The following is a 24812-nucleotide window of genomic DNA, read 5'->3' on the forward strand; positions in this document are numbered from 1 at the left end:
TCTGGTCGTAGGCCTTGGCTTCGCCGCCGAATTTCTTCGACAGAACGGTTGCGATTGCAGCCGTCAGGGTGGTTTTGCCGTGGTCAACGTGACCAATGGTGCCGACGTTGACGTGCGGCTTGGTCCGTTCGAATTTACCTTTTGCCATTCTTGACTCCTAAGATCCTAACGATGTTTGAAATTACCAGGCACGCCTGACGGTCGAAGACTACGACTGCCGTACTAAATTCTGGTGCCCTTGACGTGGATTGAACACGTGGCCTCTCCCTTACCAAGGGAGTGCTCTACCACTGAGCTACAAGGGCTGATTTGAAACTGGAGCGGGTGAAGGGAATCGAACCCTCGTCATAAGCTTGGAAGGCTTCAGCTCTACCATTGAGCTACACCCGCACGAGGCACTTCTCAACTCAACTGCTTTCGATTCACAACACGATCAACGCTTTTTTGGTGGTGGGGGCTGGATTCGAACCAGCGTACTCAGAGAGGGCAGATTTACAGTCTGCTGCCTTTAACCACTCGGCCACCCCACCCGCGAAGAACCGCAGAGTATGAAGCACGGACAAACTACTGTCAACTATTGTTTTATCAGAACTGATCCGACTCACATAGTGTCGTTGCTTCGGGGCGTGATTGTAGCGACCCAAGTGCAAGTCTGCAAGGGCTGTTTTGCAAATTAGCGCCCTGCCCTCGTCCACGGCGCTAGACTGGCTTCATCGGCGAGGACGAACATGGCGCGCTCAGCAGCAAGCAAAGCACGGTGGTACTGGCCGCAACTCCTGCTGGCCGGGCTGGTGACCGTCGGTGTGTACGGGGCCGCGCGCTTCCTCACCGACCTGCTCGCCCTTCCTCCCGGCTATGCCACGCCGGTCTTCCTGCCGGCCGGCGTCGGCCTCGCGCTGGCGGTCACCGGAGGCTGGCGGGTGCTGCCGGCCATCGCGCTGGGCGCTGCCCTGCTGCACCTGCCCGGCGCCTGGTTGTCCCCGGAGGCGGCGCCGGCCGCCGCATGGGCGGCGATGGCCGTCACCACCTTCGGCTCCGTGCTGCAGGCCTGGCTCGGCGCGCTCTGGTTCCGGCGCCTGATACGCCCTGGCCTCGACTCGGCGCGCGACGTCGGCCGCTTCCTGATGCTGGCCCCGGTCATGAGCCTCATCAACGCCACCCTCAGCGTCTCCGCCCTTTATTTGCTGGGCCTGATTCCGCCCGCCGAACGCGCGGCGAACTGGATCAACTGGTGGGCCGGCGACACCATCGGCGTGCTGCTGGCCGCGCCCCTGGTCTGGATCGCCTGCGGGCGCCCGCGGCCGCTGTGGCGCCAGCGGGCGCCGCTGGTGGGCATTCCGCTGGTGCTGGCGGCCGGCGCCGTGGTGGCGGTCTACGAGCAGGCCGTGCACTGGGAAACCCAGCAGCACCTGCAGCCCTACCGGGTGAAAGCCCAGGAGGTGGCCGACGGCCTGCAGGCCGAGATGAACGAACACGAGCGCTTCGTCGGCACCTTCGCCCGCACTCTCGGCGCCGACGAAAAATACATGGCGCGCGACAAGTTCCTGCGCATCGCCAGCGGCTATGTGGGTGGACGCAGCGACATCCTTGCGATCAACTGGATCGTGCCGGTGGCCCGGGCCGAACGCAGCGCCTTCGAAGCCTGGGTGCGCGCCGAGGTCGACCCCGGTTTCCCGGGTCTGCGCGATCTCGGCCTCGGCCGGGCGATGTATCCGGCCGGCGAACGCGATCAGTACCTGCCGGTGCTGTACACCTGGCCACCCGCAAACAACGGCTTTCGCGGCATCGACTACCTGACCGCGCCCGGACGTGCCGACGCGGCCGAGCGCGCCCTGCAGAGCAACCAGGCGGTAGCGACGGCGCCGCTCGAACTGGTCCGCAACGGCAGCCCCGGCATCACCCTGTTCCGTTCGGTGGGCGAGCCGGGCCGGCCGCCGGTCGGGCTGCTGGCCCTGGTGCTCGACGTACCCGCCTTCGTCACACAGGAAGTGCGGCGCAGCGGCTTCGGCGGCTTCCAGCTCAGCCTGACCGACGTCACCGACGCCACGCCGCACCCGCTGCTGGGCGACATGCGGCGGCCGTTCCGTCCGTTCGACTATCCGGTCAAGCTGGGCTTCGGCGGACGCAGCTACATGCTGCGCTTTTCGCCGACCATCGCCTACCTCGAAGAGCAGCGCGGCCTGGTCAGCTGGACGGTGCTGACCTCGGGCCTGCTGCTGACCGCGCTGCTGGGCGCGCTGCTGCTGCTGATCAGCGGCGAGCGCGCCGCGGTCGAGGCCCAGGTACGCGACCGCACCACCCGCCTGCGCGACCGCGAGGCGCGCCTGCAGGCCATCCTCGACAACGCGGGCGACGCCATCGTCACCGTCGATGCCGGCGGCGTGGTGGTGTCGGCGAATCCGGCCACGGCGGCGCTGTTCGGCTATCCGCAGGCCCACCTGCAGGGCCTCGACTTCACCACCCTGGTGCCGGGCACCGACGGCGAGGACGGCGCCGCGCTGTTGACGCGCCTGGCACGGGCGCCGCTTGACGAGCGCGAACTCGACGGCATCAATGCGCGCGCCGAACCTTTTCCGCTGGCGGTCACGGTATCGCAGGTGGAGCTGCCGGCCGAGCGGCTGTACGTCTGCATGTTGCGCGACCTGACCGAACAGCACCGCTCGCAGGCCCATATCCACCGCCTGGCCCACCACGACCCGCTCACCGGCCTGGAAAACCGCGCCGCGCTCGGCATGCGGCTGGAGCAGCAGCTGGCCCAGGCGCGCCGCTCGAACCTGCCGCTGGCGGTGCTGTTCATCGACCTCGAYCACTTCAAGAAGATCAACGATTCGCTCGGCCACCAGGCCGGCGACCAGCTGCTGGTGGGCGCCAGCGCGCGCATGAAGGACCTGCTGCGCGACGTCGACACCCTGGCCCGCCTGGGCGGCGACGAATTCATCATCGTGCTGGGCGGCCCCCTGAGCCCGGACAGCGTAACGACGGTGGCGGTGCGCCTGGTCGAATCGCTGCAGCAGCCCTACTACCTGAACGGCATCACCGCGCACAGTGGCGCCAGCGTGGGCGTGGCCCTGTTCCCGGACGACGGCCTGGATGCCGAGACCCTGGTGCGCCACGCCGACATGGCGATGTACGCCGCCAAGCGCGACGGCCGCGGCAATTTCCGCTTCTTCTCGCCGGCCATGAACGCCGCCACCCATGAGCACCTGATGCTGGAAAACCGGATGTGGGCGGCGCTCGAGCACGGCGGCTTCGAGGTCCACCTGCAGGCCCAGGTCGCGCTCGACACCGGGCGCGTGATCGGCGCCGAGGCGCTGCTGCGCTGGCACGATCCGGAGCTGGGCAGCATCGAGCCGGCCCGCTTCATCCCGATCGCCGAGGAGTGCGGCCTGATCCTGCCGCTCGGCGACTGGGTGCTGGGACGCGCCATGGCCCTGCTGATGGAATGGCAGCGCGAGGGCCTGGGCGGGCTGCGCCTGGCGGTCAACCTGTCGGCGCGCCAGTTCGGCGGCGGCGCCCTGCTGGCGCGCCTCGACCAGCTGCTGATCGAGCACCCGATCGACCCGTCGCGGCTGGAACTGGAGATCACCGAGACGGCCGCCATGCGCGACCCGGAAAACACCCGCGCCCTGCTGCGCCAGCTGCGTGCGCGCGGCTTCAAGCTGGCGATCGACGATTTCGGCACCGGCTATTCCTCGCTGGCCTACCTGAAGCTGTTCGCGATCGACCGCATCAAGATCGACCGCGGCTTCGTGAAGGACATCGAGCACGACCCGAACGACGCCGCGATCGTCGGCGCGACCATCGGGCTGGCGCACTCGCTCGGGCTATCGGTGGTGGCGGAAGGGGTGGAGACGCCGGCGCAATGGGGCTTCCTGCGCGACAAGCGCAGCGACGAAGCCCAGGGTTTCCTGTTCGGACGGCCGATGCCGGCGCGCGAATTCGGCGACTTCGTCAGGGCGCAAGCGCAGCCAGTACCTGGCCCTTGAGCGCCTTGATCAGCGAAGTCTCGTCCGGCGGCACGCCTTCCGGCGCGGTCTGGGTGCGGTCGGCATAGAACAGGCCGAGCTGGGCCTGTCCCACCACCAGCGGCAGCACGATGAAGCTTTTCGCATCCGGCAGCAACTGGCGGTGCCAGGCCGGCAGCAGGTCGCGGATCTTCGGGCTGGAGGCATCCGAGATCATCAGGTCGGCGTCGTTCGCCATCGCCAGAAAGAACAGATCCCGGCTGGCGCTGCCGCTGGCCGGCGCCGCCGGGAAGGCAAAGCCGGCCTGGGTGGCGGCCTTGTCGGCGCCGAAGGACACGCGGGCGCGGTACTGGCCGAGCCGAGCGTCCTTCAGGACCACGGTGGCGAAGCGGAAGCCCAGCGCCGTGTACAGCGTCTCCAGCACGGCCAGGACCACGTCGTTGACCTTGTGCTGGCCGGAGGCGCGCATCTGGGTCACGTCCTGGACCCCGGCCAGCAGCAGCTCGCGCGCGTTCTTCGGCTTGCCGCTCGGGTAGCTGCCCTGCGCTTCCTCGCCGGCGCCCAGGGTCGCCAGCAGCAGCACGTTGGGCAGGCCGTCGCCTTCCGGCTCTTCGCGGCGGCGCACCGGCTCCAGGTTCATGCTCTCCAGCAGGGCGGTCATCTCCTGGGCCACCGCGGCGAACAGCTCGCCGAGCTGGGTGGCGTCGATGTTCAGCGCATGGCCGTAGCGCGCCAGCAGGGCCTGGGCCTCCGGCGTCCCGGCCGGTTCGCCGGGCGCCGCCAGCAGGCGCGCCACGTCCAGGCTGAACGAAGCCACCTGGCGCATCCATTCGCCGCGGTTGAGCGCCACTTTCAGCGTGCCCTCTGGCAGCGGGCGCTGGGCGCGCATGATCACGTCCGGGATCTTCCACTCGCCCAGCACCGCCTCCGACAGCGCGTCGTAGCTGCAGCCGATGATCATCTGGGCCGCCTGCGCCAGCCTGTGCTTGCCCGAGGCCACCAGGGCCTTGATCTCGCGGTAGCGCTCATGCTCATGGGAGGCCACCAGCAGCGGACCCAGGTTCTTGAACAGGGCGCCGATCGAGGCTTCCTCGGCGCCCTGGTAAAAGCTGTGGCGCGCCATCTCGCGCCCGACCAGGCTGGCGCACAGCGAGGCTTCCAGCTCCACCCGCACGCTCCAGGCATGCTCGCTGCTGGCGAGGGCGTCCACCAGCAGCATGGCCAGGGCGGTGGTCTTGACGTTGTCGAAGCCCAGCAGGGAGATGGCGCGCGAGATCGTGGTGACGGCGGTGCCGGAAGCGGTGCGGTACTTGACCGTATTCGCCAGGCGCAGGATGCGCTGGGTGAGGGCGACGTCGGACAGCACGTAATAGGCCAGCGCATGGGTGCCTTCGTCGTCCGAGGAGGCCATCTGCACCACGCGCGCGACCGAGCTGCCGAGCGCGAACATGTCTTCGTCGCCGCAGACCTTGTTCAGGAGGGCGGCGCGGACCCGGCGGCCATCGGGGATGTCGTCCGGCGCCAGTGGCGCAAGGGGTACTGCTTTCATGGAAACTTATCCGGCTTTCTTTTGCTGCGAGGCGCGCGGCCCCTTGTTGTATTTCCTCAGCACCTGCTGGTGCAGGCCGGCCAGGGCCGGCAGCTTCGGGTTGACCGGATCGAGGCGGCGCACGCCGGCGATGTAGGCGATCGCCTGCTGGCCGAGGCGCTCGTCCCAGCCGCCGTTGTCGAGGCATTTGAGCACCGCCAGCGCCGCGTTGAACACCACCTGCGGATTGTCCGGCAGCTTGGCGACCGCCTCCTGCATCAGAGCCACCGCGCCCTTGAAGTCGCCCTCCTTCGCCTTGGAGGCGCCGCCGGCGACCAGGTCGACCACCTGCTGGCGGCTCTCGCGCGCCAGCTGCTGGGCCAGGTCGGCACGGCCGGCTTTCTCGAACACCGCCATCGCGCGGCCCATGGCGTCGCCGTTCTGGGCATTGCGCATCACCTCGCGCATCACCTCGGCCGCGCCCTCTTCCATGTCGTTCTCGATCGCCACCCGCGCCAGTTCCAGCTTCAGGTCCGACGCCAGCGTCGGCGCGTCCTTGCTGGCGGCCAGCGCGGCCAGCAGCGACTCGTTCAGGCGCGGCTCGTTGCCGGTGTATTCATGCACCATGCTGGACGCGATCGCGCTGCACAGCGCAGTGCCCTTCTGGAAGGCCATCGACTTGTCGAGGTCGCGGATCACGGCCGCCGCCTGCACCGGATCGCCCTTGCGCACCAGGGTCTGCACCAGGCGCACATGGTCCTGGGGGTCGCGGAATTCGGAATACTTGGCCTTGCTGACCACCTGCTTGAGCACCTTCTCGGCGGTGTCGGTGTCACCCGCCTCGAGGGCCGTCTCGCCCAGCTTGCGCAGGCGCCGCACCGCATGCGGCGACACCGCCACCGCATCGCTCAGCACCGACTGCGCCTTGTCCAGCGCGCCGACCGCCTCGTGGGTGCGGGCCAGCCAGTCGTAGGCGTCGACGAAGTTCTTGTTGGTCTCGACCAGGTCCTCGAGAAGCTCCTGGGCTTCGTGGAAGCGCTCGCGCAGGTACAAAGTCTTGGCCAGGCCCAGCCGCGCCCAGGCGATCGCCTTGGCCTCGACCAGGCGGCGGTAGATCGGTTCGGCCAGCTCGGCCTCGCCCAGGAACATGTGCAGCTCGGCGCGCAGGCGCATGAAGTCGATCGCGTGGCGCGGATGCTTTTCCTCGCCCTCGATGCAGGCCTCGATCGCTTCGCGCTGGCTGCCGGATTCCATCAGCTCGTACACCGGCAGGAAGACGTTGCGTTTGTCCAGGGCGCGGGCGATGCGCTCGAGCAGGCGGTCGGCGGTGAAGGGTTTGAGGATGTAGTCGGTGGGGCCGAGTTCGGCGGCGCTGACGACCTTGCCGTAGTCGCCTTCGGCGGTCACCATGAAGAACATGGTCGCCAGCGGCATCAGCTTGTGGTGGCGCACGTCTTCCAGCAGCTGCTGGCCGTCTTGGCCGCCCTCCAGCGCGTATTCGCACAGCACCAGGTCGTACTGCTTGAGGCCGAGATGCTTGACCGCCTGGTTGGAGCTGCCCGCGTGGTCGACCTTGTTCAGGCCGCACATTGTCAGCATGTTATGGATCGTCGCGCGCATCCCGGCATGCGGCTCGATGATCAGGGCGGTCAGCCCGTCTAGTTCGTTCATATCCCGGTTTTTTTCCGTGTCTGCCTGCGTTGGGCGGGTGGGCTGCATGGGCCCGTGCTTGTCCGAGTATATTACGTCCAGGGAACAAAATACTTACTCACGRCTGAGCAGCCGCATGAACTGTCTCAGAAAACCACACTTATCGATTCGTGGCGGCCTGGCGGATCGAGGAACGGCGGCCGTTCACGCATTCGGCGCGCGAACCGCCCACCAGGATGTTCTGGTAGCGCACCTCGTACTTGCCGGCCGAGAGCTTGTCGACCAGGAACCTGGCGCGTCCCAGCACATAGGCATGGCGCACGTTCGAGCGGCGGTCCAGGTCGTAGACCTTGACCAGCACCGGCGAGGGATTGTTGCTGTTGTCGATGAGGATCTGCATTTCCTCGCCCTGGTTGCCGACCGGGAAACTGTCGATGTAGCCGGACTGGGCGGGCCAAGGATCGCCGTTCGGCGAGACCTGGCTCTGCAGATCGGTATCGCAGTCGGGCGCGCGCGCCGGCACCACCAGCTGGGTCACGCCGAGGGCCTTGATGTCGGGCGGGGCCTCGGACTGGCCGGCGGGACGGGCCCAACCGTCGTTGCTGGCATCGGCGCCCAGTGGGTCGGGCGGCGAATTCGGCGTGACGGCGGCGGCCGCGGGGGGCTTGCCGGCCCAGGCCAGGGCCGCGGGCAATACCTTGGGCGGATCGACCAGCAGCGCGGTCAGCCCGACGCCGGCCGCGAAGAAGGCCAGCATCCCACCCCACCAGCGCGGCGCCAGCAGGAAACGCCAGCGCGCCGGCGCCTGGACCTGGCGCGGCTCCCACTGCGCTTCGCCACGCGGCCTTTCGCGGCCGTCTTCGCCATGGCTGCTTTCCAGCCACTCGACTTCCCACTCTTCCGAGGCGATCCAGTCGTCGTGCTCCTTGCGGCGCACGGGGTCGGACAGGGCGTTGTAGGCGGTATTGACGATCGCCATGATGCGGGCGGCGCGCTCGTCGTCCGGATTCTTGTCGGGATGGTATTTCTGGCTCAGCGCCTTGTAGGCCGCACGAATGACTTCCTGCGGCGCATGACGCGACACCTTCAGGTTGTCATAGTGTGTGTGGATCTTGGCCATAGGTCGGAGTATGCCAAACAAAGCGGCAGCACAGCATAGCCGGGTTTGTATCCTGAGCGCAAGATGTCAAAATTACAGCTTATGCGAGCGGTCGCTGCGGACGATCGCTTGATCGAGTTCCACACCTTTACCGACCAGCAGCACCTTGAACAGTTCACCCATCTCGGCCGGCGACACCAGTTTCTGCACCGCCTTCGACTGCGGCAGGTAGCGCAGCGCATCCTCGGGATCGGTGCGCAGCAGCAGTTCGCCGATGCCGGCCGCCAGCAGGAAGGAGGCCTGGTTCATGTAGCCGAGCACGTCCAGGCCGGCATCCTGCGCGGCCAGGGCCATGGCGGTGAAGTCGACGTGGGCGGTGATGTCCTGCAGGCCCGGCAGGTAGAAGGGATCCGGGTGCGCATGGTGGCGGTAGTGACACATCAGGGTGCCGCCGGTACGCTCGTCGAAATAATATTCGTGGGCCGGGAAGCCGTAGTCGAACAGCAGCGCCGCGCCCTTCCCGTTCTCGAACATCTGCGCCAGCGAGCGCATGAAGCCGCAGGCGACCGGGTGGATTTCGGTCAGGTAACCGTCCTGCAGGAGATCGGCACCGGGAATCTGGCGCGCGATCTGCTCCTGCAGCGCGGCATCGATCCGGCCCGGAATCAGGGTGAAGGCGCCGTCGGCGATGGTGACGTACTGGCGGGCCCAGCCCGTGCCCTCCTTCACGACCAGCTCGACCGGCATGGCGTCCAGCACCTCGTTGGCCAGCACCACGCCGTGGAAACTATCCGGGAAACCGTTCAGCCAGCGCACCTGGGGGAAATCCTTCAAGGCGTCCTGCTGGCGCGCCCGCAGCTCGCCGGACAGTTCGATGATCGTATAGCTGTCGACGGCCACGCCCATCTCGCCCAGCGCGGTGAGGACGTCGCGCGCCAGCTTACCGGTGCCGGCGCCGAATTCGATGATGTTGGGGCCACTTTGGGCCATAATAGCGGCGCTTGCCCGCGCCAGCGTGGCGCCGAACAGCGGACTGATCTCGGGCGCGGTGGTAAAGTCGCCGTCCCTGCCCAGCTTGGCCGCGCCGCCGCTGTAGTAACCCAGGCCGGGCGCATACAGCGCGAGTTCCATGAAACGCGAAAACGGGATGGCGCCGCCTTGTTCGGCGATCTCGGCAGCGATCAGGCGCTGCAGGGCTTCGGACGCGGCCAGCGCGTCGCTATTCGGTACGGGTAGAGACATCCGGTCATTGTAGGACATATCACGTAGAACATGACAGACACCGCTTCCAAGGACCTTCCGCCTCACGCCGGCCGCGCCCGCGTGGCCCTGGTGACGGGCGCCGGGCGCCGCATCGGGCGCGAAATCGCGCTCGGCATGGCGGGTGCCGGCTGGGACGTGGCCGTCCATTACCGCACTTCGCAGGCCGAGGCCGAAGAAGTCGTGCACGCGATCCGCGCGCTGGGCCGGCGCGCCGTGGCGCTGCATGCCGACCTGGCGAACGAGCATGCCGTGCGCGAACTGCCGCGCGAAACGGTCCACCTGCTGGGCGGCCTGGATTGCATCGTGAACAACGCTTCGTTGTTCGAATACGACAAGCCCGACGCCTTCTCGCCGAGCCTGCTGGCCGTCCACATGCAGTGCAATGTGGCCGCGCCGCTGCTGCTGGCGCAGGAACTGCATGCGCTGGTGCCGGAAGGCGGCCAGGCGGTGGTGGTCAACCTGCTCGACCAGAAACTGTACAATCTCAACCCGGATTTTTTGTCGTACACGCTGTCCAAATCGGCACTGCTCACGGCGACGACGATGCTGGCCCAGGCCCTGGCGCCGAAGCTGCGCGTGGTCGGCGTCGCCCCCGGCATCACGATGGTGTCCGGCGACCAGACCGGGGACGGCTTCGAGCGCGCCCATGCCGTCACGCCGCTGGGGCGCTCGTCCACCCCGCAGGACATCGTCGACGCCGTCTGCTATGCGGCGAATGCACGCGCCCTGACCGGCACCACCCTGCTGGTCGATGGCGGCCAGCACCTGATGCCGCTGAACCGCGACGTGATGTTTTTAACTAAATAAAAGGTTTCTATGTTGTCCGCCCTGTCCCACCCGCAGCTGCGCGATTGCCGCCGCCTGTTCCTGCGCAATTACGAAGTCATGATCAACATCGGCGTACACGACTTCGAGAAGAAGGGCGAGCAGCGCGTCCTGATCAACGTCGAGCTTTACATTCCGCTGGCGATGTCGACCCCGAAGGACGACCAGCTGCACGAAGTGGTCGACTACGACTTCATGCGCGAAACCATCGCCAGGCGCATCGCGCAAGGCCACGTCCACCTGCAGGAAACCCTGTGCGACGACGTGGTCAAGGCCATGCTGGCCCACCCGCGCGTGCGCGCCGCCGGCGTGTCGACGATGAAGCCGGACGTGTACCCCGACTGCGAAGGCGTCGGCGTCGAAGTATTCCAGATCAAGGATGAAGCATGAGTGAAGTATTGGAAGTGGCCGACAAGCAGGCCGAAAAGCAAGCGTACGAGAACAACAAGCTGCACAAGCGCCTGTGCCGCCTGGTCGGCCAGGCGATCGGCGATTTCAACATGATCGAGGACGGCGACAAGGTGATGGTCTGCCTGTCCGGCGGCAAGGACAGCTATGCCCTGCTAGACATCCTGATGACCCTGCGCGAGCGCGCGCCGATCAATTTCGAGATCGTCGCGGTGAACCTCGACCAGAAACAGCCGAACTTCCCGGCCGAGGTGCTGCCGGCCTACCTGGACAAGCTGGGCGTCCCGTACCACATCGAGAACCAGGACACCTACAGCATCGTCAAGCGCCTGATCCCGGAAGGTAAAACCACCTGCTCGCTGTGCTCGCGCCTGCGGCGCGGCATCCTGTATCGCGTGGCGGACGAGCTCGGCTGCAACAAGATCGCCCTCGGCCACCACCGCGACGACATCCTCGAGACCTTCTTCCTGAACATGTTCTTCGGCGCGAAGATCAAGGGCATGCCGGCCAAGCTGGTCTCCGACGACGGCAAGCACATGGTGATCCGCCCGCTGGCCTACGTGAAGGAAGCGGACACCGAGCGCTATGCGGAAGTCAAAGGCTTCCCGATCATTCCCTGCGACCTCTGCGGCTCGCAGGAAAACCTGCAGCGCAAGCAGATCAAGGCCATGCTGCGCGAGTGGGAAAAGAAGCATCCGGGCCGGGTCGAGAACATCTTCTCGTCCCTGAGCACGGTGGTACCGTCGCACTTGATGGATAGGGACATGTTCGGCTTCGTCGACCTGAAGACCGACGGCATCGCCAATCCGGACGGCGACATCGCCTTCGACGAGGAGCCGTGCTCGACACCGACCAGCGTTCCCGGCACCATTCCGCTGCAGCCCTTATAAAAAAGAAAGCGCTCACCATGCCCCTGTTCCGCCGTTTGCTGTGCGCCGCGCTGGCGGCCCTGTCCCTGCTGCCCGGCCTGGCGGCGGCGGAACCATCCGCCATCTACCTCGTGCGCCACGCCGAGAAGATGGCTGAGGGCAAGGATCCCGACCTGACGCCGCAGGGCCGGCTGCGCGCGCAACACATCGCCGCCATCCTGCGCCACGCCGGCATCACGGCCATCTTCAGCACGCCCACCGCGCGTACCCAGCAGACTGCGGCGCCGCTGGCGCAGCAGACCGGCCTGACGGTTCAACTCTATGATCCGCGCGCACCCAAGGCGCTGGTCGAGAAGGTGCGCGGCCTGGGCGGCGCGGTGCTGGTGGTCGGCCACTCGAACACGCTGCCGGAACTGGTGAAGCTGTTCGGCGGCGCGCCCGGCAGCGACATCCTCGACGACGAATTCGACCGGCTGTACCAGCTGCTGCCCGGCGCCGATGGGCAGGTCAGGACCATCCTGCTGCGAACGCCTTAAGCTGCCTTCTGCGCCGTCGCCTCCGGCTCCGGCAGCCACATGTGCAGGAAGAGAATCGCCACCGGCACGATCAGTGCCATGAATCCCACCGCCAGGTAGGCGAAGGCRGCGAGGCAGCAGCCGACCGCAAAGGCCAGGATGGTCCAGAAGAACTTGGCGCAGCGCGTACGGACCGTGGCGTCGGCGGCGCCGCGCAGCCAGTCGACGGCATCGATCACCAGCTGGGTCACGTTCCCGGTCATCATCGAGGTCGGCGCCAGGTGGGTCAGCAGCAGCTTGCCGGCGGCGCTGTGGGCGCCCATCGCCGCGGCGCCGAACAGGCCCGCCGCCATCGCCAGCGCGCCGACGCTCTTGCCGACCGGCTCCGCCAGGATCCCGCACGCCATGAAACCCAGCAGCAGCACCAGTTGCAGCAGGTAGACCGGCCTGGTAACAGGCACGCCGCGCCGCTCGCAGCGCGCCACCAGCAGCCTGGCGGCGGCAACGCCCAGGATGAAGGCCGGGAAGGCCAGCAGCTTCAATAGCGAGGGCGTCTGCCGGGTGTCGGCCAGCGACACCGCGATCAGCACGAAGTTGCCGGTGACGTGGGCGGTGAAGAGGCCGAACAGGGCGATGAAGCCGAGGGTATCGACATAGCCCGCCAGGAAGCCCAGGCTGGCGCCCTGCAGGCGCTGGAATTGTGGGGTCTGCATGGCGGACCTCAGAACGCGAAGCAGCTGCAGCCGAAGGCGCCCCAGAATGCGCCGAAGCTTGATACCGGCACATTCGACTTGCGCGCCTTGTCGTGCTGGTGGGCGTGCACGCCGCAGGGACCGCTGCACTGGTGGGCCAGCGCAGCGTGCGATTGCTGCGGCTGGGGCGCGGCACGGCGCCAGTGGCCGGTGACCTTCTGTACCGGCGACCACTCGGGCAGCACGGGAATCGGCGGCGGTCCCAGGCTCGTGAACTCGGCGGCGCCATACACGACCTTGCCGCCGACCACGGTCAGCACCGATTCGATCGCCTTGATGTCCTCTTCCGGCACGCTGAAGAAATCGTCCGACAAGGCCACCAGGTCGGCCAGCATGCCTTCCCGGATCCTGCCCTTGCGTCCCTGCTCGTTCGAGAACCAGGCGCTGCCCGAGGTCCACAGTTCGAGCGCGACCTCGCGCGGCAGCTGGCCCTCGGGTCCGTACAGCTGCAGGCCGCCGACGGTGCGGCCCGACACCAGCCAGTACAGCGCCGTCCACGGGTTGTAGCTGGCGACGCGGGTCGCATCGGTGCCGGCACCCACCGGCACGCCCGTCTCCAGCATCTGCCTCACCGGCGGCGTGGCTTTCGCGGCCTCGCTGCCGTAGCGGTCGACGAAGTACTCGCCCTGGAAGGCCATGCGGTGCTGGATCGCGATGCCGCCGCCCAGCGCCTTTACGCGCTCGATGTTCTTCGGGCTGATGGTCTCGCAATGGTCGAACATCCAGTGCAGGCCATCGAAGGGAATCTCGCGGTTCACCTTCTCGAACACGTCCAGCATGCGGGTGATCGATTCGTCATAGGTCGCGTGCAGGCGGAAGGGCCAGCGGCTCGCCACCAGGTGGCGGACCACTTTTTCGAGTTCGTCCTCCATGCCGGCCGCCAGTTCCGGGCGCGGTTCCAGGAAGTCCTCGAAGTCGGCCGCCGAAAACACCAGCATTTCGCCGGCGCCGTTGTGGCGGTAGTAGTCGCTGCCCTGGCCCGGTGTCACCATCTTCGTCCAGCGCTGGAAGTCTTCCAGCTCCGCGCCCTTGTTCTGGGTGAACAGGTTATAGGCGATGCGGATGGTGAGCTGCTCCTTGCGGTCGAGTTCCTCGATGACGGAATAATCCTCGGGGTAGTTCTGGAAGCCGCCGCCGGCGTCGATCGCGCTGGTGATGCCGAGGCGATTCAGCTCGCGCATGAACTGGCGCGTCGAATTCACCTGCAGGTCGTAGGGCAGCTTCGGCCCCTTGGCCAAAGTCGCGTACAGGATCATCGCGTTCGGCCGCGCGATCAGCATGCCGGTCGGGTTGCCGGCCGCGTCGCGCTGGATCTCGCCGCCCGGTGGATTCGGCGTGTCCCTGGTGTAGCCGACGGCGCGCAGGGCGGCGCGGTTCAGCAGCGCGCGGTCGTACAGGTGCAGGATGAACACCGGCGTATCCGGCGCGGCGGCGTTGATCTCGTCGAGGGTCGGCATGCGGCGCTCGGCAAACTGGAATTCGCTCCAGCCGCCCACCACCCGCACCCACTGCGGATTCGGGGTGCGCTCGGCCTGCTCCTTCAGCATCCGCAGTGCGTCGGCCAGGGACGGCACGCCTTCCCAGCGCAGCTCGAGGTTGTAGTTCAGTCCACCACGGATCAGGTGCAGGTGCGAATCGTTCAGGCCGGGGATCACGGTGCGGCCGTTCAAATCGATCACCTGGCTGCCCTGCTCCCGGTAGCGCATCACCTCTTCGGCATCGCCGACGGCCAGGAAGCGGCCGTCGCGGATCGCCACCGCGCTCACCGAGGGCCGTTCGCGGTCGAGGGTGGCGAACCTGCCGTTGACGAGGATGAGCGCCGGCGCCTTGCGGGTGGTGGACTGTGCTTGCATGCTTCTTCTCCTGGGCGAATTAGCGGATCGGGATCAGCGGACTGCCGCCGGGACGGGCGCCAGCACGTCGTTGCGGCCCTGATTGCGCGCCGGCGCCTTGTGCACCATGGTGTAGGCATAGTCGACGCCCATGCCGTAGGCACCCGAGTGCTCGGTGACGATCTTCATCACCGCATCATAGCTGTCGCGGTGGGCCCAGTCGCGCTGCCATTCCAGCAGTACCTGCTGCCAGGTCACCGGGACCACGCCGGCCTGCACCATGCGCTGCATCGCGAAGTCGTGGGCATCCTTCGAGGTGCCGCCCGAGGCATCGGCCACCATGTAGATCTCGTAGTCGCCTTCCAGCATGGCGGACAGGGCGAAGGTGGTGTTGCAGACTTCGGTCCACAGGCCGGCCACGATGATCTTCCTGCGGCCATTGCGAGCGAGAGCGTCGCGCACTTTCTGGTCGTCCCAGGAGTTCATCGAGCTGCGCTCGAGGATGGGGTGGTCCGGGAACACGTCCAGGATTTCCGGATAGGTCCTGCCGGAGAAGGAATCGGATTCGACAGTGGTGATCACGGTCGGGATGCCGAAGGCCTTGGCCGCCTTGGCCAGGCCGACCACGTTGTTCTTGAGGGTCTGGCGGTCGATCGACTGCACGCCGAAGGCCATCTGCGGCTGGTGGTCGATGATGATCAGTTGCGAGTTTTGCGGGGTCAGGACTTCCAGTTTCGGGTTGTTCATGTCGTACTCCTTTGTGTATGAATGATGGTTCAGCCCTGGCGGGATTCGCCGTCGGCATTCTTGTCGGCGCTGGGGTTCAGGCCGGTAATCTTCGGTTGGCATTCGCTGGCAAACCAGGCGCGGGTCAACGGTGCGCCTTCGATCAYGCGCTTGGCGACCGGTACGATCTGCTCGCCGACCAGCATGCCCAGCAGGCCGATCAGGGCGATGGCCGGCGGCGCCGGCGAACGCACATTGATCAAACCGTAGAGCACGCCTGCCAGGATGCCGGCGCCCAGGGAAATCAGATACATGGCTCGCTCCTCCTTGTTGATCATCGACTGCGTCGACATATCGGTCCTTGCATCGCTTCCGCCTGGCTGCTGCGTGTTCGATGCGATGGAGTGAGTATGCGTGATTGGATGGGCAATGAAAAACGGATAATTTACGGATTTTTGATCGAAATTTTCGAATATCGAATGACAATGTCTCTGACCTGGCCACGCCCGGTCTCACCGGCACCGCATGGGTGCTGGTCGCGCTGCGCATGGCGGTCGCGCTGGTGGGACTGGGAGGCGATGCGGTGCGGCATCGACCACTTCAAGCGCATCGACGGCAGAATGTCCGGTTTACAGCCCGCTGTCACAGTTCCGGCGGATCGCCCGTCTTATAGAGCCGCCGACGGTGCAAAGGCCTTGGGAGGTGTCTATCAATACGTCTCGAACAATACGAATCTTCCGGCCCAGCTCATCCACCTTGTCTTTCTCAGGGTCTCGCAAATCAACGGCTGCGCTCACTGCATCGATTTGCACACGCGCGATCTCATCAAGGAAGGCATGTCGGTCGACAAAATCGTACTGGTGCCGGTATGGCATGAGGCTGCGTACCTGTTCTCGGATCAGGAGCGCGCCGCCCTGGCTTGGGCTGAAGAGGTGACCCGCATCAGCGAAACGCACGCTTCCGACGAGGCTTATGCGGCAGCGTCGGCTGTATTCGGGCCGAAGGACCTGGTCGACCTGACGATCACGATCGCCGCCATGAACGCATTCAACCGGATGGGGATCAGTTTCCGGCTGAAGCCGGCCGCCAAGGCTTGACTCGATGCCTTGAGAAACACATTCGGCCGGGTACCCGGCCGGTCAGGCGCGCCAGGCCCTTTCAGTTCGAACAATCGGCAGGAATGAAGCGCCGGCGGCCTTCGGCCTCGTAGGCTTCCAGGCTTGGCAGCCCGACCGCCAGGCGGCGGCGATTGACGAGTTCGCGGCTGTCGACAGGCGCGAGGACCAGGTGGCAGCGGTCCGGTTGCGTGAATTGGGTTCCGTATTCCTGGGGCCGGCCTTCATTCGACGCGATGCGGTCGGCGAGATAGGCGAGGTCGCGCGGCGCGCCGATGCCGGCTTTGACCGAGACTTCCAGCAAGTCCCTTGCCTGGCGCTGGAAGGCGGGATCGCTATCGGCATGCTGAGCCAGCAGCCAGGCGCTGTGGCTGCCTTTCGCTTCCTTGGGCCAGCCGCAGGCCGCGACGATCTCGTTGAATTCCTTCAGGTTGGCACCATCGATGGCGCGCCAGCGTCGTTGCAGGGCGTCCCTCTCGGCCTGGGTCGCTTTGGCGTCCTGCCACAAAGTGTCCCACTCCTGGCGAATCTGCTGGTCGGCGCCAGCAAGCTCGTTCAGGCGGCCTTCGACCTCCGCACAATTGGCGGCCTGGACCGACATATGCAACAAATACATCAATAAGCCCGAAAAAATGAAGGTTTTTTTCATGAATTCCTGTACGCCGTGAGGCTTCCCTAATTCTTCTCGGCCTTTTTCTCGATCCTGGCGTGAATATCGTTCACCGCCATCAGCGCCGCCGAGGCGAAGAACTTGTGGTACTCCGCCACCATCTCGCCATTCACGATCACCGGATCGGTGGCGACGAGCTTCTTCGCCTCCTCGATGTCCGGCGTGTTGAAGACGAAGATGCCGCGCCGTCCCTCGACCCCGTCCAGCGGTCCGGCCAGCACCAGCTTCTTCTCGGCAGCCAGGCGCTGGATGTTCGCGAAGTGCCCCGCGAACATCTTCTTGCGGCCTTCCGCATCCGTCATCTTGTTCGGCCCGGTCTTCAGGATGACGAGCACGTAGTTGCGCATGCCCATGTCGTTGGCGCCGAGCGATTTCGCCAGTTCGGCATCGTAGGTCAAGGCAGGCTTGTCCTGGGCGGCCGCGGGGCCCAGTGCGCCCATCAGGGCGGCGGCAAGGAAAAGGCGCTTCATTATGGGCATGACATTCTCCATCGTTAAGATTGCCAGATTAGCATGCGAGCCAGATGCAGGAAACCTGTAGCTTTCATACGCCCAGGCGGGTTTTTCGCGCGAATGCGATGTAATATTCCTACCTGCCGCATCAACCCACCTGGACTACTCTTATGCAAATCGGCCATCCTGCCGGCGCTGCGCAAAGCGACGCCCCCGTCAACGCCAATGTCGCCAGCCTGCGCGTCTTCGTGTTCGCCCTGTTCTTCATCTTCGGCGGCATCACCAGCCTGAACGACGTCATCATCCCGAAACTGAAAGATCTGTTCACCCTCAGCTATGCCCAGGCGATGCTGGTGCAGTCGGCCTTCTTTGCCGCCTACTTCATCGTCTCGCTGCCGGCGGCATCGATCGTGCGCCGCATCGGCTATATGCGCACCGCCGTGGTCGGCCTGCTGACCATGACGGCCGGTTGCCTGCTGTTCATCCCGGCGGCTTCGTCGAGCCTGTTCGGCGCCTTCCTGCTGGCCCTGTTCGTGCTGGCCTCCGGCATCACCATCGTGCAGGTGGTGGCCAATCCGCTGATCTCGATGCTGGGCGCACCGCAGACGGCCAGCAGCCGCCTGACCTTCGCCCAGGCCTTCAACTCGCTCGGCACCACCGTCTTCCCCTACGTCGGCGCGATCCTGATCCTCGGTTCGCTGGCCAAGGTCGACCAGGCGACCCTGTCCGCCATCCAGCTGGCGGCCTACCGCGCGGCCGAGAGCCAGGTCGTGGTCCACACCTATATCGGCCTGGCGATCGCGCTGGCCCTCGTGGCGGCCATGGTCTGGGCCAACCGCAAGAAGCTGGCCGAGCACACCAGCCCGCAAGGCAGCATCCTGAACGCCTTCGGCCTGCTGCAGCGTCCGCGCTTCGCCTTCGGCACCCTGTGCATCTTCCTCTACGTCGGCGCCGAAGTGGCGGTCGGCTCGCTGATCGTCAACTACCTGATGCAGACCGACGTGCTGGGCCTGGGCGCCGAGGCCGCCGGCAAGCACGTGCCGCTGTACTGGGGCGGTGCGATGGTCGGCCGCTTCCTGGGCGCCTACGTGCTGCGCATCTGCTCGCCGGGCAAGGTGCTGGCGGTGGCCGGCGGCCTGRCCGCCCTGCTGCTGCTGGTGTCCGCCGGCAGCACCGGCGCGGTCTCGGGCTGGGCCCTGCTGGCGATCGGCCTGGTCAATTCGATCATGTTCCCGACCATCTTCACCCTCGCCTCCGAAGGCCTGGGCGAGCGCACCGCGGAGGGCTCGGGACTGATCTGCATGGCCATCGTCGGCGGTGCCGTCGTGCCCCTGATTACCGGCTTCGCGGCCGACATGTCGAGCCTGCGCATGTCGCTGGCCGTGCCCGCCGTCTGCTACCTCCTGATCCTGGTCTTCGGCTGGTACGCGCGCCGTCCGCTGCAGAACTGCTGATCACGGGCGCAAGTCGGTGCCGGCCGGGCGCCCGCCTGGCTGGCCGGCGCGCTCCGGATTGGCGGCGCGCAGCGCGCGTGCGTTGATCCGGGCGCGCTCCTCGTCGCGCAGCCAGCCCCATTTGTTGAAGTAGCGCGCCGCCGACACCAGGTGGTGCCGGAACAGCCGCCAGTCGCGGTAAGACCCCCTCCCGAAATCGTGCACCACCGCCACGTGCGGCACGAACACCGTACGCGCCACCCGGCCGACCCGGCGCGACAGGTCGACATCCTCGAAATACAGGAAGAAGCGCTCGTCGAACAGGCCGACGCGCCGCAGGGTCTCGATCCGCATCAGCAGAAAGCAGCCGGACAGCGCCGGCACGTCCATTACCCGGGTATAGCCGCTGCCATGCAGCTCGTAGCGCGCCAGCCGCCCGCTGGAACTGTGCAGCAGCGGAAAGAAGCGGCGCACCAGCAGTTCGAGCGGATGCGGCAGCAGCTTGCACAGCGGCTGCAGGCGGCCGTCCGGATAGTGCACGCGCGGCGCCAGCAGGCCGACGTCGGGATGCTGTTCCATCCAGGCCAGCAGCTTGCCGATGGCGTCGAGCGGGATCTGGATGTCCGCATGCAGCACGAAGTGGTAGGCGCTGCCGGCGGCGATGGCGTCGCGCAGCGCCAGGTTGTGGGCGCGGGCATAGCCGGGATTGTCGGGCTGGTGGCGGTAGTGCACGCCGAAGCGCCCGGCCAGCGCGCGCAGTGTATCGGCCGGCGCGTTGTCGACCAGGTAGACCAGCAAGTCCGGCCTGGCGGTGGTGACGCTGGCCAGCAGCCGCTCGAGCCGGTCGCGCCGGCTGCGGTAGCAGACGATGGAGCAACTGGCCGGCGGATTCACGATCGTCGCGCCCGCCAGCCTGCCGCGTCCTGGTAGCACTTCATGTCCTTATTCATTGCCGCCTCCCGTATCGATGGCTCGTCCATACAGGATCAGAGCGGCCGCGCCGGCCGCAGTTGCAGGGCAATGGCCGGCGCTTGCGACAGATCAGATCACAGAACGGTATCGCTACGCATCACCGGATAGAGATTCAGGCGCTCGTCCCAGGACGGATGGCGGCGCGCAAAGAACTCCAGTCGCGCATGCGGATTCCTGGCGAAGGCGGCGTCGCTCTCGACCTTGCGGCGGAATTCCGCGGCCAGCGCCGGATCCTTCGCCATCTGTTCGCGCGCGACGTCCTCGGCCACGTACTCTTCCATGTATTCCTTGCGCTCGAAGGCGTTGTTGAACTCGCCCCAGGCCAGCAGCGAATCCGGCGCCTGTGGTTCGAACAGGGCCATCACCAGGCGCGCCTTGGGCTGGGCGATGGGCACGAACAAGGATCCCTTGGCGACCGCGCGCGGCTCCTGCTTCCACGTGCCCTGTACCGTCAGGCGCTGGTGCGACTCGAAGGAGCCGGCGGAGAAGGTCGCCTTGTCGGCGCGGAAGGTTTCTACGTTCACCTGGTCGAGCGCCCTGTCCAGCTTGCGGAAGCCGATGCCGTGCTGGACCAGCCTGGCCGCGACCATCTGCGCGAACGCGGCCGGCACCACATAGCCGGCGCCCGGCGCCTTCACCTGCAGGTCGTCGACCACCTCGTCGCGCAGCGGCACATGCCAGACCTGCGGCCTGGTCTCGTCGTAATGCGTCATCATCATGCCGGATACGTCGGACATGGTGCGGGTATAGGCATAGCCCTGGAAGTCGACCATCGTGGTCTTGTCGGTGGTTTTATAGCTCAGGGCCACCGGCYGGCCGGCAATGCGGGTGGCGCGCGCGTCGGCATCGAAGGCCAGCTGTTGCCATTCCTTGCCATGGGCCGCGACCTGGTTCAGGATCGAGACGATGGCATTGTGGGTGATCCGCACGCGGGTCGGATAATCCTTCCACGAATGGGTCTCGACCAGCAGGGACATCCGGTTACGCAGCAGGAAATAGCCGGTCGAAAAACGCGGCTCGTAGACGGTGTTGCGGAAGCCCGAGGCCGGGTTGTCGTTTTCCACGAAGGACATGTAATAGGACTGCGGCGAGGAGCCTTCCTTCGTGATGTCGGCGATGACGTTCGTGCGCAGCGCCAGGCCGGCCTTGCGGAACTCCAGGTCGCCGGAGTTGACCGGCTCGACCTGGATCGAGACGTCGTGCTGGAACATGGCGCCGTCGGTCACGTGCAGGTCGACATAGGTCAGCGGATCCCAGTCGTTCACCAGCTTCAGCATGGCCTGCATCTCGGGGGCGTCGGCCTTCATGTAGTCGCGGTTCAGGTTGAAGTTCTGGGCCGTGGTGCGCCAGCCCATCTCGACCGGGCCACGCTGGTTCGGGCGGTTCCATTTGGCGAAGCGCTCGTGGCCGTCGACATTGAACACCGGCACGAAGATCAGCACCTGCTTGTCGAGCGCACCCTGGGCGATGCGGTTTTCCAGCATCTCGCGCACGGCCAGGAAGCCGGCGTCCTTGCCGTCGATCTCGCCGGCGTGAATGCCGCCCTGGATCAGGGTCACCGGCAGCTTCTGCTTGCGCGCCGCCTCGGGCGTGAACGCGTTTGCCCGGGTGACGGCCAGCGCCATCATCGGCCGGCCTTCCGGCGTGGTGCCGAACTGGAAGCACTTGACCTGCTTCGGGTACGCCTGCTGGAAGGTGCCGCACAGCTTGATGACTTCGTCGTAGCGGCCGGTGGCCGTGAAGCCCGAGCGCTCCGACACGGTGGCCAGGTCGGGAGCGGCGTGGGCAAGGGGAACGGCAGCCAGCGTGGCCAGCAGTAACGCAGAACGAATCATCTAGTGCTCCGGCAGAGTTGGGAAAAATTCAATCCGGAAATTATAGACGTGGAATGCGTTGCACTGCATCTCAACGTCGTCCCCGCGAAGGCGGGGACCCAAGTTTGCATGCGCCGTCGAAACGCGTACAAACTTGGATTCCCGCTTTCGCGGGAATGACGATCCAAGCGCAGCGTGTCAGCGTCAGCGCTGCCGCGGCGGATAAATCGAAATCTCCTTGACCTGCGGCCGCACCAGCTCCATCGGCACCGCGCTCGCGCGTCCCGTGCCGGATGCCGGGCAGGCATTCGTGGCGCGGTAGGCCAGGGCTGCGGACAGCAGGCTTTCGGCCGTGTCGCCGAGGGCGTGGTTGAGGTCGTCGGCCACCTTGCAGGTCGGTGCGAAGCCGTCCGCGAAGTCACCGAAACCCTTGGCGTTCACGCCCTGGAACTCGATCGAGAAATAGGTCGTGCCGCAGTTGTCGACCGGGGTGAAGCCGTAGGGCTTGCCGCAGGTCTGGCCGCCGATGATGTCGACTTCGACGTCGACGCCGCGCAGGCCGTTGATCACGGCTTCGCTGGCCGAGCAGGTGCCCGCGGTGGTCAGCACGGTCACGCGCTTCAGGCCCAGGTAAGGCAAGGCGGCTCCCGCCGGCGCCGGGTTCGGCGACGAGAAGCCGTAGGCCGTGTTACGGAAGGGAATCGGTGCGTCCGGCGCCGTCTTGTTGTTGTAGACCGGGCGCTCGAAGGTCTTGCCGGCCGAGGCCGGGCCCGCGACCATGTAGGCCAGTTCGCTGGCGACGTACAGCAGGCCGCCGCCGTTGTAGCGCATGTCCAGCACCAGGTCGCTCACGCCCTGGCTCTTGAACAGGTTGAAGGCGTCGATCAGCTGCTTCTCGGCCACCGCGTTGTGGTCGTCGAAGGTCAGGTAGCCGACCTTGCCGGTCGCGGTATCGATCACCTTGGTGTTCTTCACGGACGCGCTGGCGACCACCTGCGAGACCAGGGTCACCTCGAAAGTCGTGCCGCCGCGCTGGATCTTCAGGCGGTGCGATTCGCCCGCATTGTCCGGGAACAGCCCGGCATTGATGGTGGCGACAGCGCTGGTACCGGTGGTATTGATGAAGTCGATGCCGTCGACCGCCACCAGCATGTCGCCGCGCTGCAGGCCCGCGTTCGCCGCCGGCGAGCCCGGCTCGACGATGGACGCCAGCCAGGTGCGCGGCGCGGAGGCGGAATTGCGCGACCAGGTCAGGCCGTAGCCGACTTCCTCGCCGGCCGTGGTCAAGGCATCCCACTCGGCGGTCGTATAGGTGAAGTGGAAACGGTCCTTCGGCTTGCCGGAGGCCGTCAGCGCCGGCGTCTTCAGCGCCGCGAAATAGTCGAGGGTGTTGCCGTAGTCGGCCATCCGCACGGTCGACGGGATCTCGTCGTACCACAGGTAGTAGCGGTCGGCCCAGCCGCGCAGGAATTTCATTTCGTCCTGCAGGGCGCCCTGGCGGTCCGGGAAGGCCAGGCCCTGCGCATCCACGCCCGTGCGCGGCGCGGCGCACATGTTGGCGTAGTTCATGAAATCGGTCGGAATCGGATCCGCCGGCGTGCCCGGGATCGTCGGGGTGACCGGGGTGCCCGGATCCGTCGGCGTGCCGCCGACCGGGGTGCTCAGGGATGCGCCACCTCCGCCGCCACCTCCTCCGCAGCCGGACAGCAGGACGAGGGCCGCGAGGGCAGACGCTAGGAAACGGGAGAGGATGGCCGGACGGCCGGTGCGTGCATATGACGGGCTCATGCGCCCGATTATAGACGCGCCGGGCCCGTCAATTGCAAGCAACTGTAACAGTTGGGGCGGCGCGACATTCGCTGCGATCTAACTGTCCAGCGCCAGCTTGCGGGCGGCCGCACGGAGATAGGCGGGATCGCCGTATTCCCGGTATTCGCACAGCGCGGAATAGCAGAGCTTGATGACGTGGTCGTCGCTGGACAGCAGCGCCCGCTCCGCGATCGCCTGCTCGCCGATCTCGGGCCAGCTGTCGCCGGATGCCCGCCGGCTTGCCGGAGCGACCACGACCGTGAGCCAGGCCGCCAGCGCCGCCTGCCACAGGTAGCGCAGGGCCAGCGCCTTGTCGTTGGCATAGCGCTGCACGATGCGGAAGGCGTGGCAGCCGGTGACGATGTGCAGCAAGGTGAAATCTTCGCGCTGCACATAGGCCCGCAGGGCGAAGCCCGCCACCTCGCGCAGGGTGGGCGCAGCGAGCGGCTGCACCACCGCCCCCGCCAGCGCCGGGTCCCAGGCGATCTCGAGCATCCTGTCGATGATGATGCCCGGCTTGAACACGTGCTGGTCCAGTTTCAGGCGCAGCCTGTCGGCGATCTGTTCGAGCCCGCCCTCGGCCGGCTCCAGCGACAGCGGCAGGGTGACGTATTCGCTGGCCCAGTAAGCCAGCGCCAGCGCGATCTCGTCCTCGAGCCCGCCCTCGATGGCATAGGCCAGGCGGATCATGGCGTGGAAGGCGGACGCCGCCAGGCCCGGAATCAGGGTCGGCACCCAGTCGTGCAGCACGGCGTCGACACCCGCCTCGCGGATGCGGTCCTGGAAGAAACTCACGAAGCGCGGATAGTCGCCGCTGCTGCCCAGGTAGTCGTGGGGATCGAGTTCGCTGCCCGATACCGCGGCGGGCAGCAGCTTGCGTGCGTAGTTGTCGGCGAAACGGCGCAGGGTGCCGGCATCGGCGCCGAGGCGGTCCAGTGCCAGCAGGGCCATCGGCAGGTGGTTGGCGAGCCGGTTGCCGTACAGGGGAGCGTGTTGGCGCGACTGTAGCAGCAGTTCGTGGCAGGCGGTCGACATGGTGCTCATGGCGTCAATGTAGCACCAAGCCGCCACTCCGTCGTTCCCGCGCAGGCGGAATAGCGCCACTGGCGCTATTC

General features: G+C 66.4%; 22 protein-coding genes and 3 tRNA genes. 7 read left to right on the forward strand and 18 right to left on the reverse strand.

The window, feature by feature from the left end; all coding sequences use genetic code 11:
- The 4 genes from AC1DIX_RS26250 to AC1DIX_RS26265 form a co-directional block, all read right to left on the reverse strand.
- On the reverse strand, positions 1-148 hold a 148-nt coding region (locus AC1DIX_RS26250; RefSeq protein WP_259170423.1), incomplete at its 3' end, for a GTP-binding protein.
- An 82-nt stretch (positions 149-230) separates the two neighbouring features.
- Positions 231-305: transfer RNA gene (locus tag AC1DIX_RS26255), tRNA-Thr, on the reverse strand.
- An 11-nt stretch (positions 306-316) separates the two neighbouring features.
- Positions 317-390: transfer RNA gene (locus tag AC1DIX_RS26260), tRNA-Gly, on the reverse strand.
- A gap of 55 nt (positions 391-445) precedes the next feature.
- A tRNA-Tyr gene (locus tag AC1DIX_RS26265) sits at positions 446-530 on the reverse strand.
- Positions 531-728: 198 nt separating this feature from the next.
- Here AC1DIX_RS26265 and AC1DIX_RS26270 point away from each other — a divergent pair.
- The gene (locus tag AC1DIX_RS26270) at positions 729-3986 is read left to right on the forward strand and encodes a bifunctional diguanylate cyclase/phosphodiesterase (RefSeq protein ID WP_477328234.1); all 3258 of its coding nucleotides are present in this window, start codon (positions 729-731) and stop codon (positions 3984-3986) included.
- Here AC1DIX_RS26270 and AC1DIX_RS26275 read toward each other — a convergent pair.
- From AC1DIX_RS26275 to AC1DIX_RS26290, 4 genes are all read right to left on the reverse strand, one after another.
- Positions 3952-5514, reverse strand: a complete 1563-nt coding sequence (locus AC1DIX_RS26275; protein ID WP_442124500.1) for an HDOD domain-containing protein — start codon at positions 5512-5514, stop codon at positions 3952-3954. The two genes, AC1DIX_RS26270 and AC1DIX_RS26275, sit on opposite strands and share 35 nt — an antisense overlap.
- A gap of 6 nt (positions 5515-5520) precedes the next feature.
- On the reverse strand, positions 5521-7164 hold the full coding sequence (locus tag AC1DIX_RS26280; RefSeq protein ID WP_477328235.1) for a response regulator: 1644 nt from the start codon (positions 7162-7164) through the stop codon (positions 5521-5523).
- 139 nt (positions 7165-7303) lie between these two features.
- Positions 7304-8263 (reverse strand): J domain-containing protein, encoded by a 960-nt coding sequence (locus AC1DIX_RS26285; RefSeq protein WP_477328236.1) that lies wholly within the window; start codon positions 8261-8263, stop codon positions 7304-7306.
- 72 nt (positions 8264-8335) lie between these two features.
- Positions 8336-9484, reverse strand: coding sequence for a class I SAM-dependent methyltransferase (locus tag AC1DIX_RS26290; protein ID WP_442124497.1), 1149 nt, complete (start codon positions 9482-9484; stop codon positions 8336-8338).
- 30 nt (positions 9485-9514) lie between these two features.
- Here AC1DIX_RS26290 and AC1DIX_RS26295 point away from each other — a divergent pair, with 30 nt between their 5' ends.
- Genes AC1DIX_RS26295 through AC1DIX_RS26310 form a run of 4 tightly spaced genes read left to right on the forward strand, consistent with a single transcriptional unit; the run spans position 9515 to position 12143 of the window.
- Entirely contained in the window at positions 9515-10312 is a 798-nt protein-coding gene (locus AC1DIX_RS26295) for an SDR family oxidoreductase (protein WP_477328237.1), read from the forward strand.
- A gap of 9 nt (positions 10313-10321) precedes the next feature.
- Positions 10322-10720, forward strand: coding sequence for a dihydroneopterin aldolase (locus tag AC1DIX_RS26300; RefSeq protein WP_442124495.1), 399 nt, complete (start codon positions 10322-10324; stop codon positions 10718-10720).
- Positions 10717-11628, forward strand: a complete 912-nt coding sequence (gene ttcA, locus AC1DIX_RS26305) for a tRNA 2-thiocytidine(32) synthetase TtcA (RefSeq protein ID WP_442124494.1) — start codon at positions 10717-10719, stop codon at positions 11626-11628. Before AC1DIX_RS26300 ends, ttcA begins: the two co-directional genes overlap by 4 nt.
- Before the next feature lie 17 nt (positions 11629-11645).
- Positions 11646-12143 carry a SixA phosphatase family protein gene (locus AC1DIX_RS26310; RefSeq protein ID WP_442124493.1) on the forward strand — a complete coding sequence of 166 codons (498 nt, stop codon included), beginning with the start codon at positions 11646-11648 and terminating at the stop codon, positions 12141-12143.
- On the opposite strand, the gene AC1DIX_RS26315 is transcribed toward AC1DIX_RS26310, so the two are convergent.
- From AC1DIX_RS26315 to AC1DIX_RS26330, 4 genes are read right to left on the reverse strand one after another with little or no spacing between them, the layout of a single operon-like run.
- Positions 12140-12835: a YoaK family protein gene (locus AC1DIX_RS26315; protein WP_477328238.1), complete on the reverse strand. Its 696-nt coding sequence runs from the start codon at positions 12833-12835 to the stop codon at positions 12140-12142. The two genes, AC1DIX_RS26310 and AC1DIX_RS26315, sit on opposite strands and share 4 nt — an antisense overlap.
- Positions 12836-12843: 8 nt before the next feature.
- Positions 12844-14727 (reverse strand): amidohydrolase, encoded by a 1884-nt coding sequence (locus tag AC1DIX_RS26320; RefSeq protein WP_477328239.1) that lies wholly within the window; start codon positions 14725-14727, stop codon positions 12844-12846.
- Positions 14728-14760: 33 nt separating this feature from the next.
- On the reverse strand, positions 14761-15453 hold the full coding sequence (locus AC1DIX_RS26325; RefSeq protein WP_477328240.1) for a hydrolase: 693 nt from the start codon (positions 15451-15453) through the stop codon (positions 14761-14763).
- Positions 15454-15482: 29 nt separating this feature from the next.
- Positions 15483-15746, reverse strand: a complete 264-nt coding sequence (locus AC1DIX_RS26330) for a XapX domain-containing protein (protein WP_477328241.1) — start codon at positions 15744-15746, stop codon at positions 15483-15485.
- 306 nt (positions 15747-16052) lie between these two features.
- Between AC1DIX_RS26330 and AC1DIX_RS26335 the strand changes: the two genes are divergently transcribed.
- Positions 16053-16529 (forward strand): carboxymuconolactone decarboxylase family protein, encoded by a 477-nt coding sequence (locus tag AC1DIX_RS26335; protein WP_477328249.1) that lies wholly within the window; start codon positions 16053-16055, stop codon positions 16527-16529.
- Between the two features lie 61 nt (positions 16530-16590).
- Here AC1DIX_RS26335 and AC1DIX_RS26340 read toward each other — a convergent pair whose 3' ends face one another.
- Both AC1DIX_RS26340 and AC1DIX_RS26345 read right to left on the reverse strand, forming a co-directional pair.
- A complete protein-coding gene (locus AC1DIX_RS26340; RefSeq protein WP_477328242.1) occupies positions 16591-17196 on the reverse strand; it encodes a DUF6624 domain-containing protein in 606 nt (201 codons plus the stop codon).
- 26 nt (positions 17197-17222) lie between these two features.
- Positions 17223-17687, reverse strand: a complete 465-nt coding sequence (locus tag AC1DIX_RS26345; RefSeq protein WP_477328243.1) for a YciI family protein — start codon at positions 17685-17687, stop codon at positions 17223-17225.
- Between the two features lie 152 nt (positions 17688-17839).
- Between AC1DIX_RS26345 and AC1DIX_RS26350 the strand changes: the two genes are divergently transcribed.
- Positions 17840-19123 (forward strand): sugar MFS transporter, encoded by a 1284-nt coding sequence (locus tag AC1DIX_RS26350; protein ID WP_477328244.1) that lies wholly within the window; start codon positions 17840-17842, stop codon positions 19121-19123.
- On the opposite strand, the gene AC1DIX_RS26355 is transcribed toward AC1DIX_RS26350, so the two are convergent.
- From AC1DIX_RS26355 to AC1DIX_RS26370, 4 genes are all read right to left on the reverse strand, one after another.
- Complete coding sequence (locus AC1DIX_RS26355; RefSeq protein WP_477328245.1) at positions 19124-20035, reverse strand: glycosyltransferase; 912 nt, start codon at positions 20033-20035, stop codon at positions 19124-19126.
- 113 nt (positions 20036-20148) lie between these two features.
- Entirely contained in the window at positions 20149-21909 is a 1761-nt protein-coding gene (locus AC1DIX_RS26360) for a M14 family metallopeptidase (protein ID WP_477328246.1), read from the reverse strand.
- A 183-nt stretch (positions 21910-22092) separates the two neighbouring features.
- A complete protein-coding gene (locus AC1DIX_RS26365) occupies positions 22093-23676 on the reverse strand; it encodes a S41 family peptidase (RefSeq protein ID WP_477328247.1) in 1584 nt (527 codons plus the stop codon).
- 78 nt (positions 23677-23754) lie between these two features.
- Positions 23755-24812, reverse strand: a 1058-nt coding sequence (locus AC1DIX_RS26370) for a questin oxidase family protein (RefSeq protein ID WP_477328248.1), incomplete at its 5' end; no start/stop codon positions are given.

Source organism: Massilia sp. 05N420, from assembly GCF_056397205.1.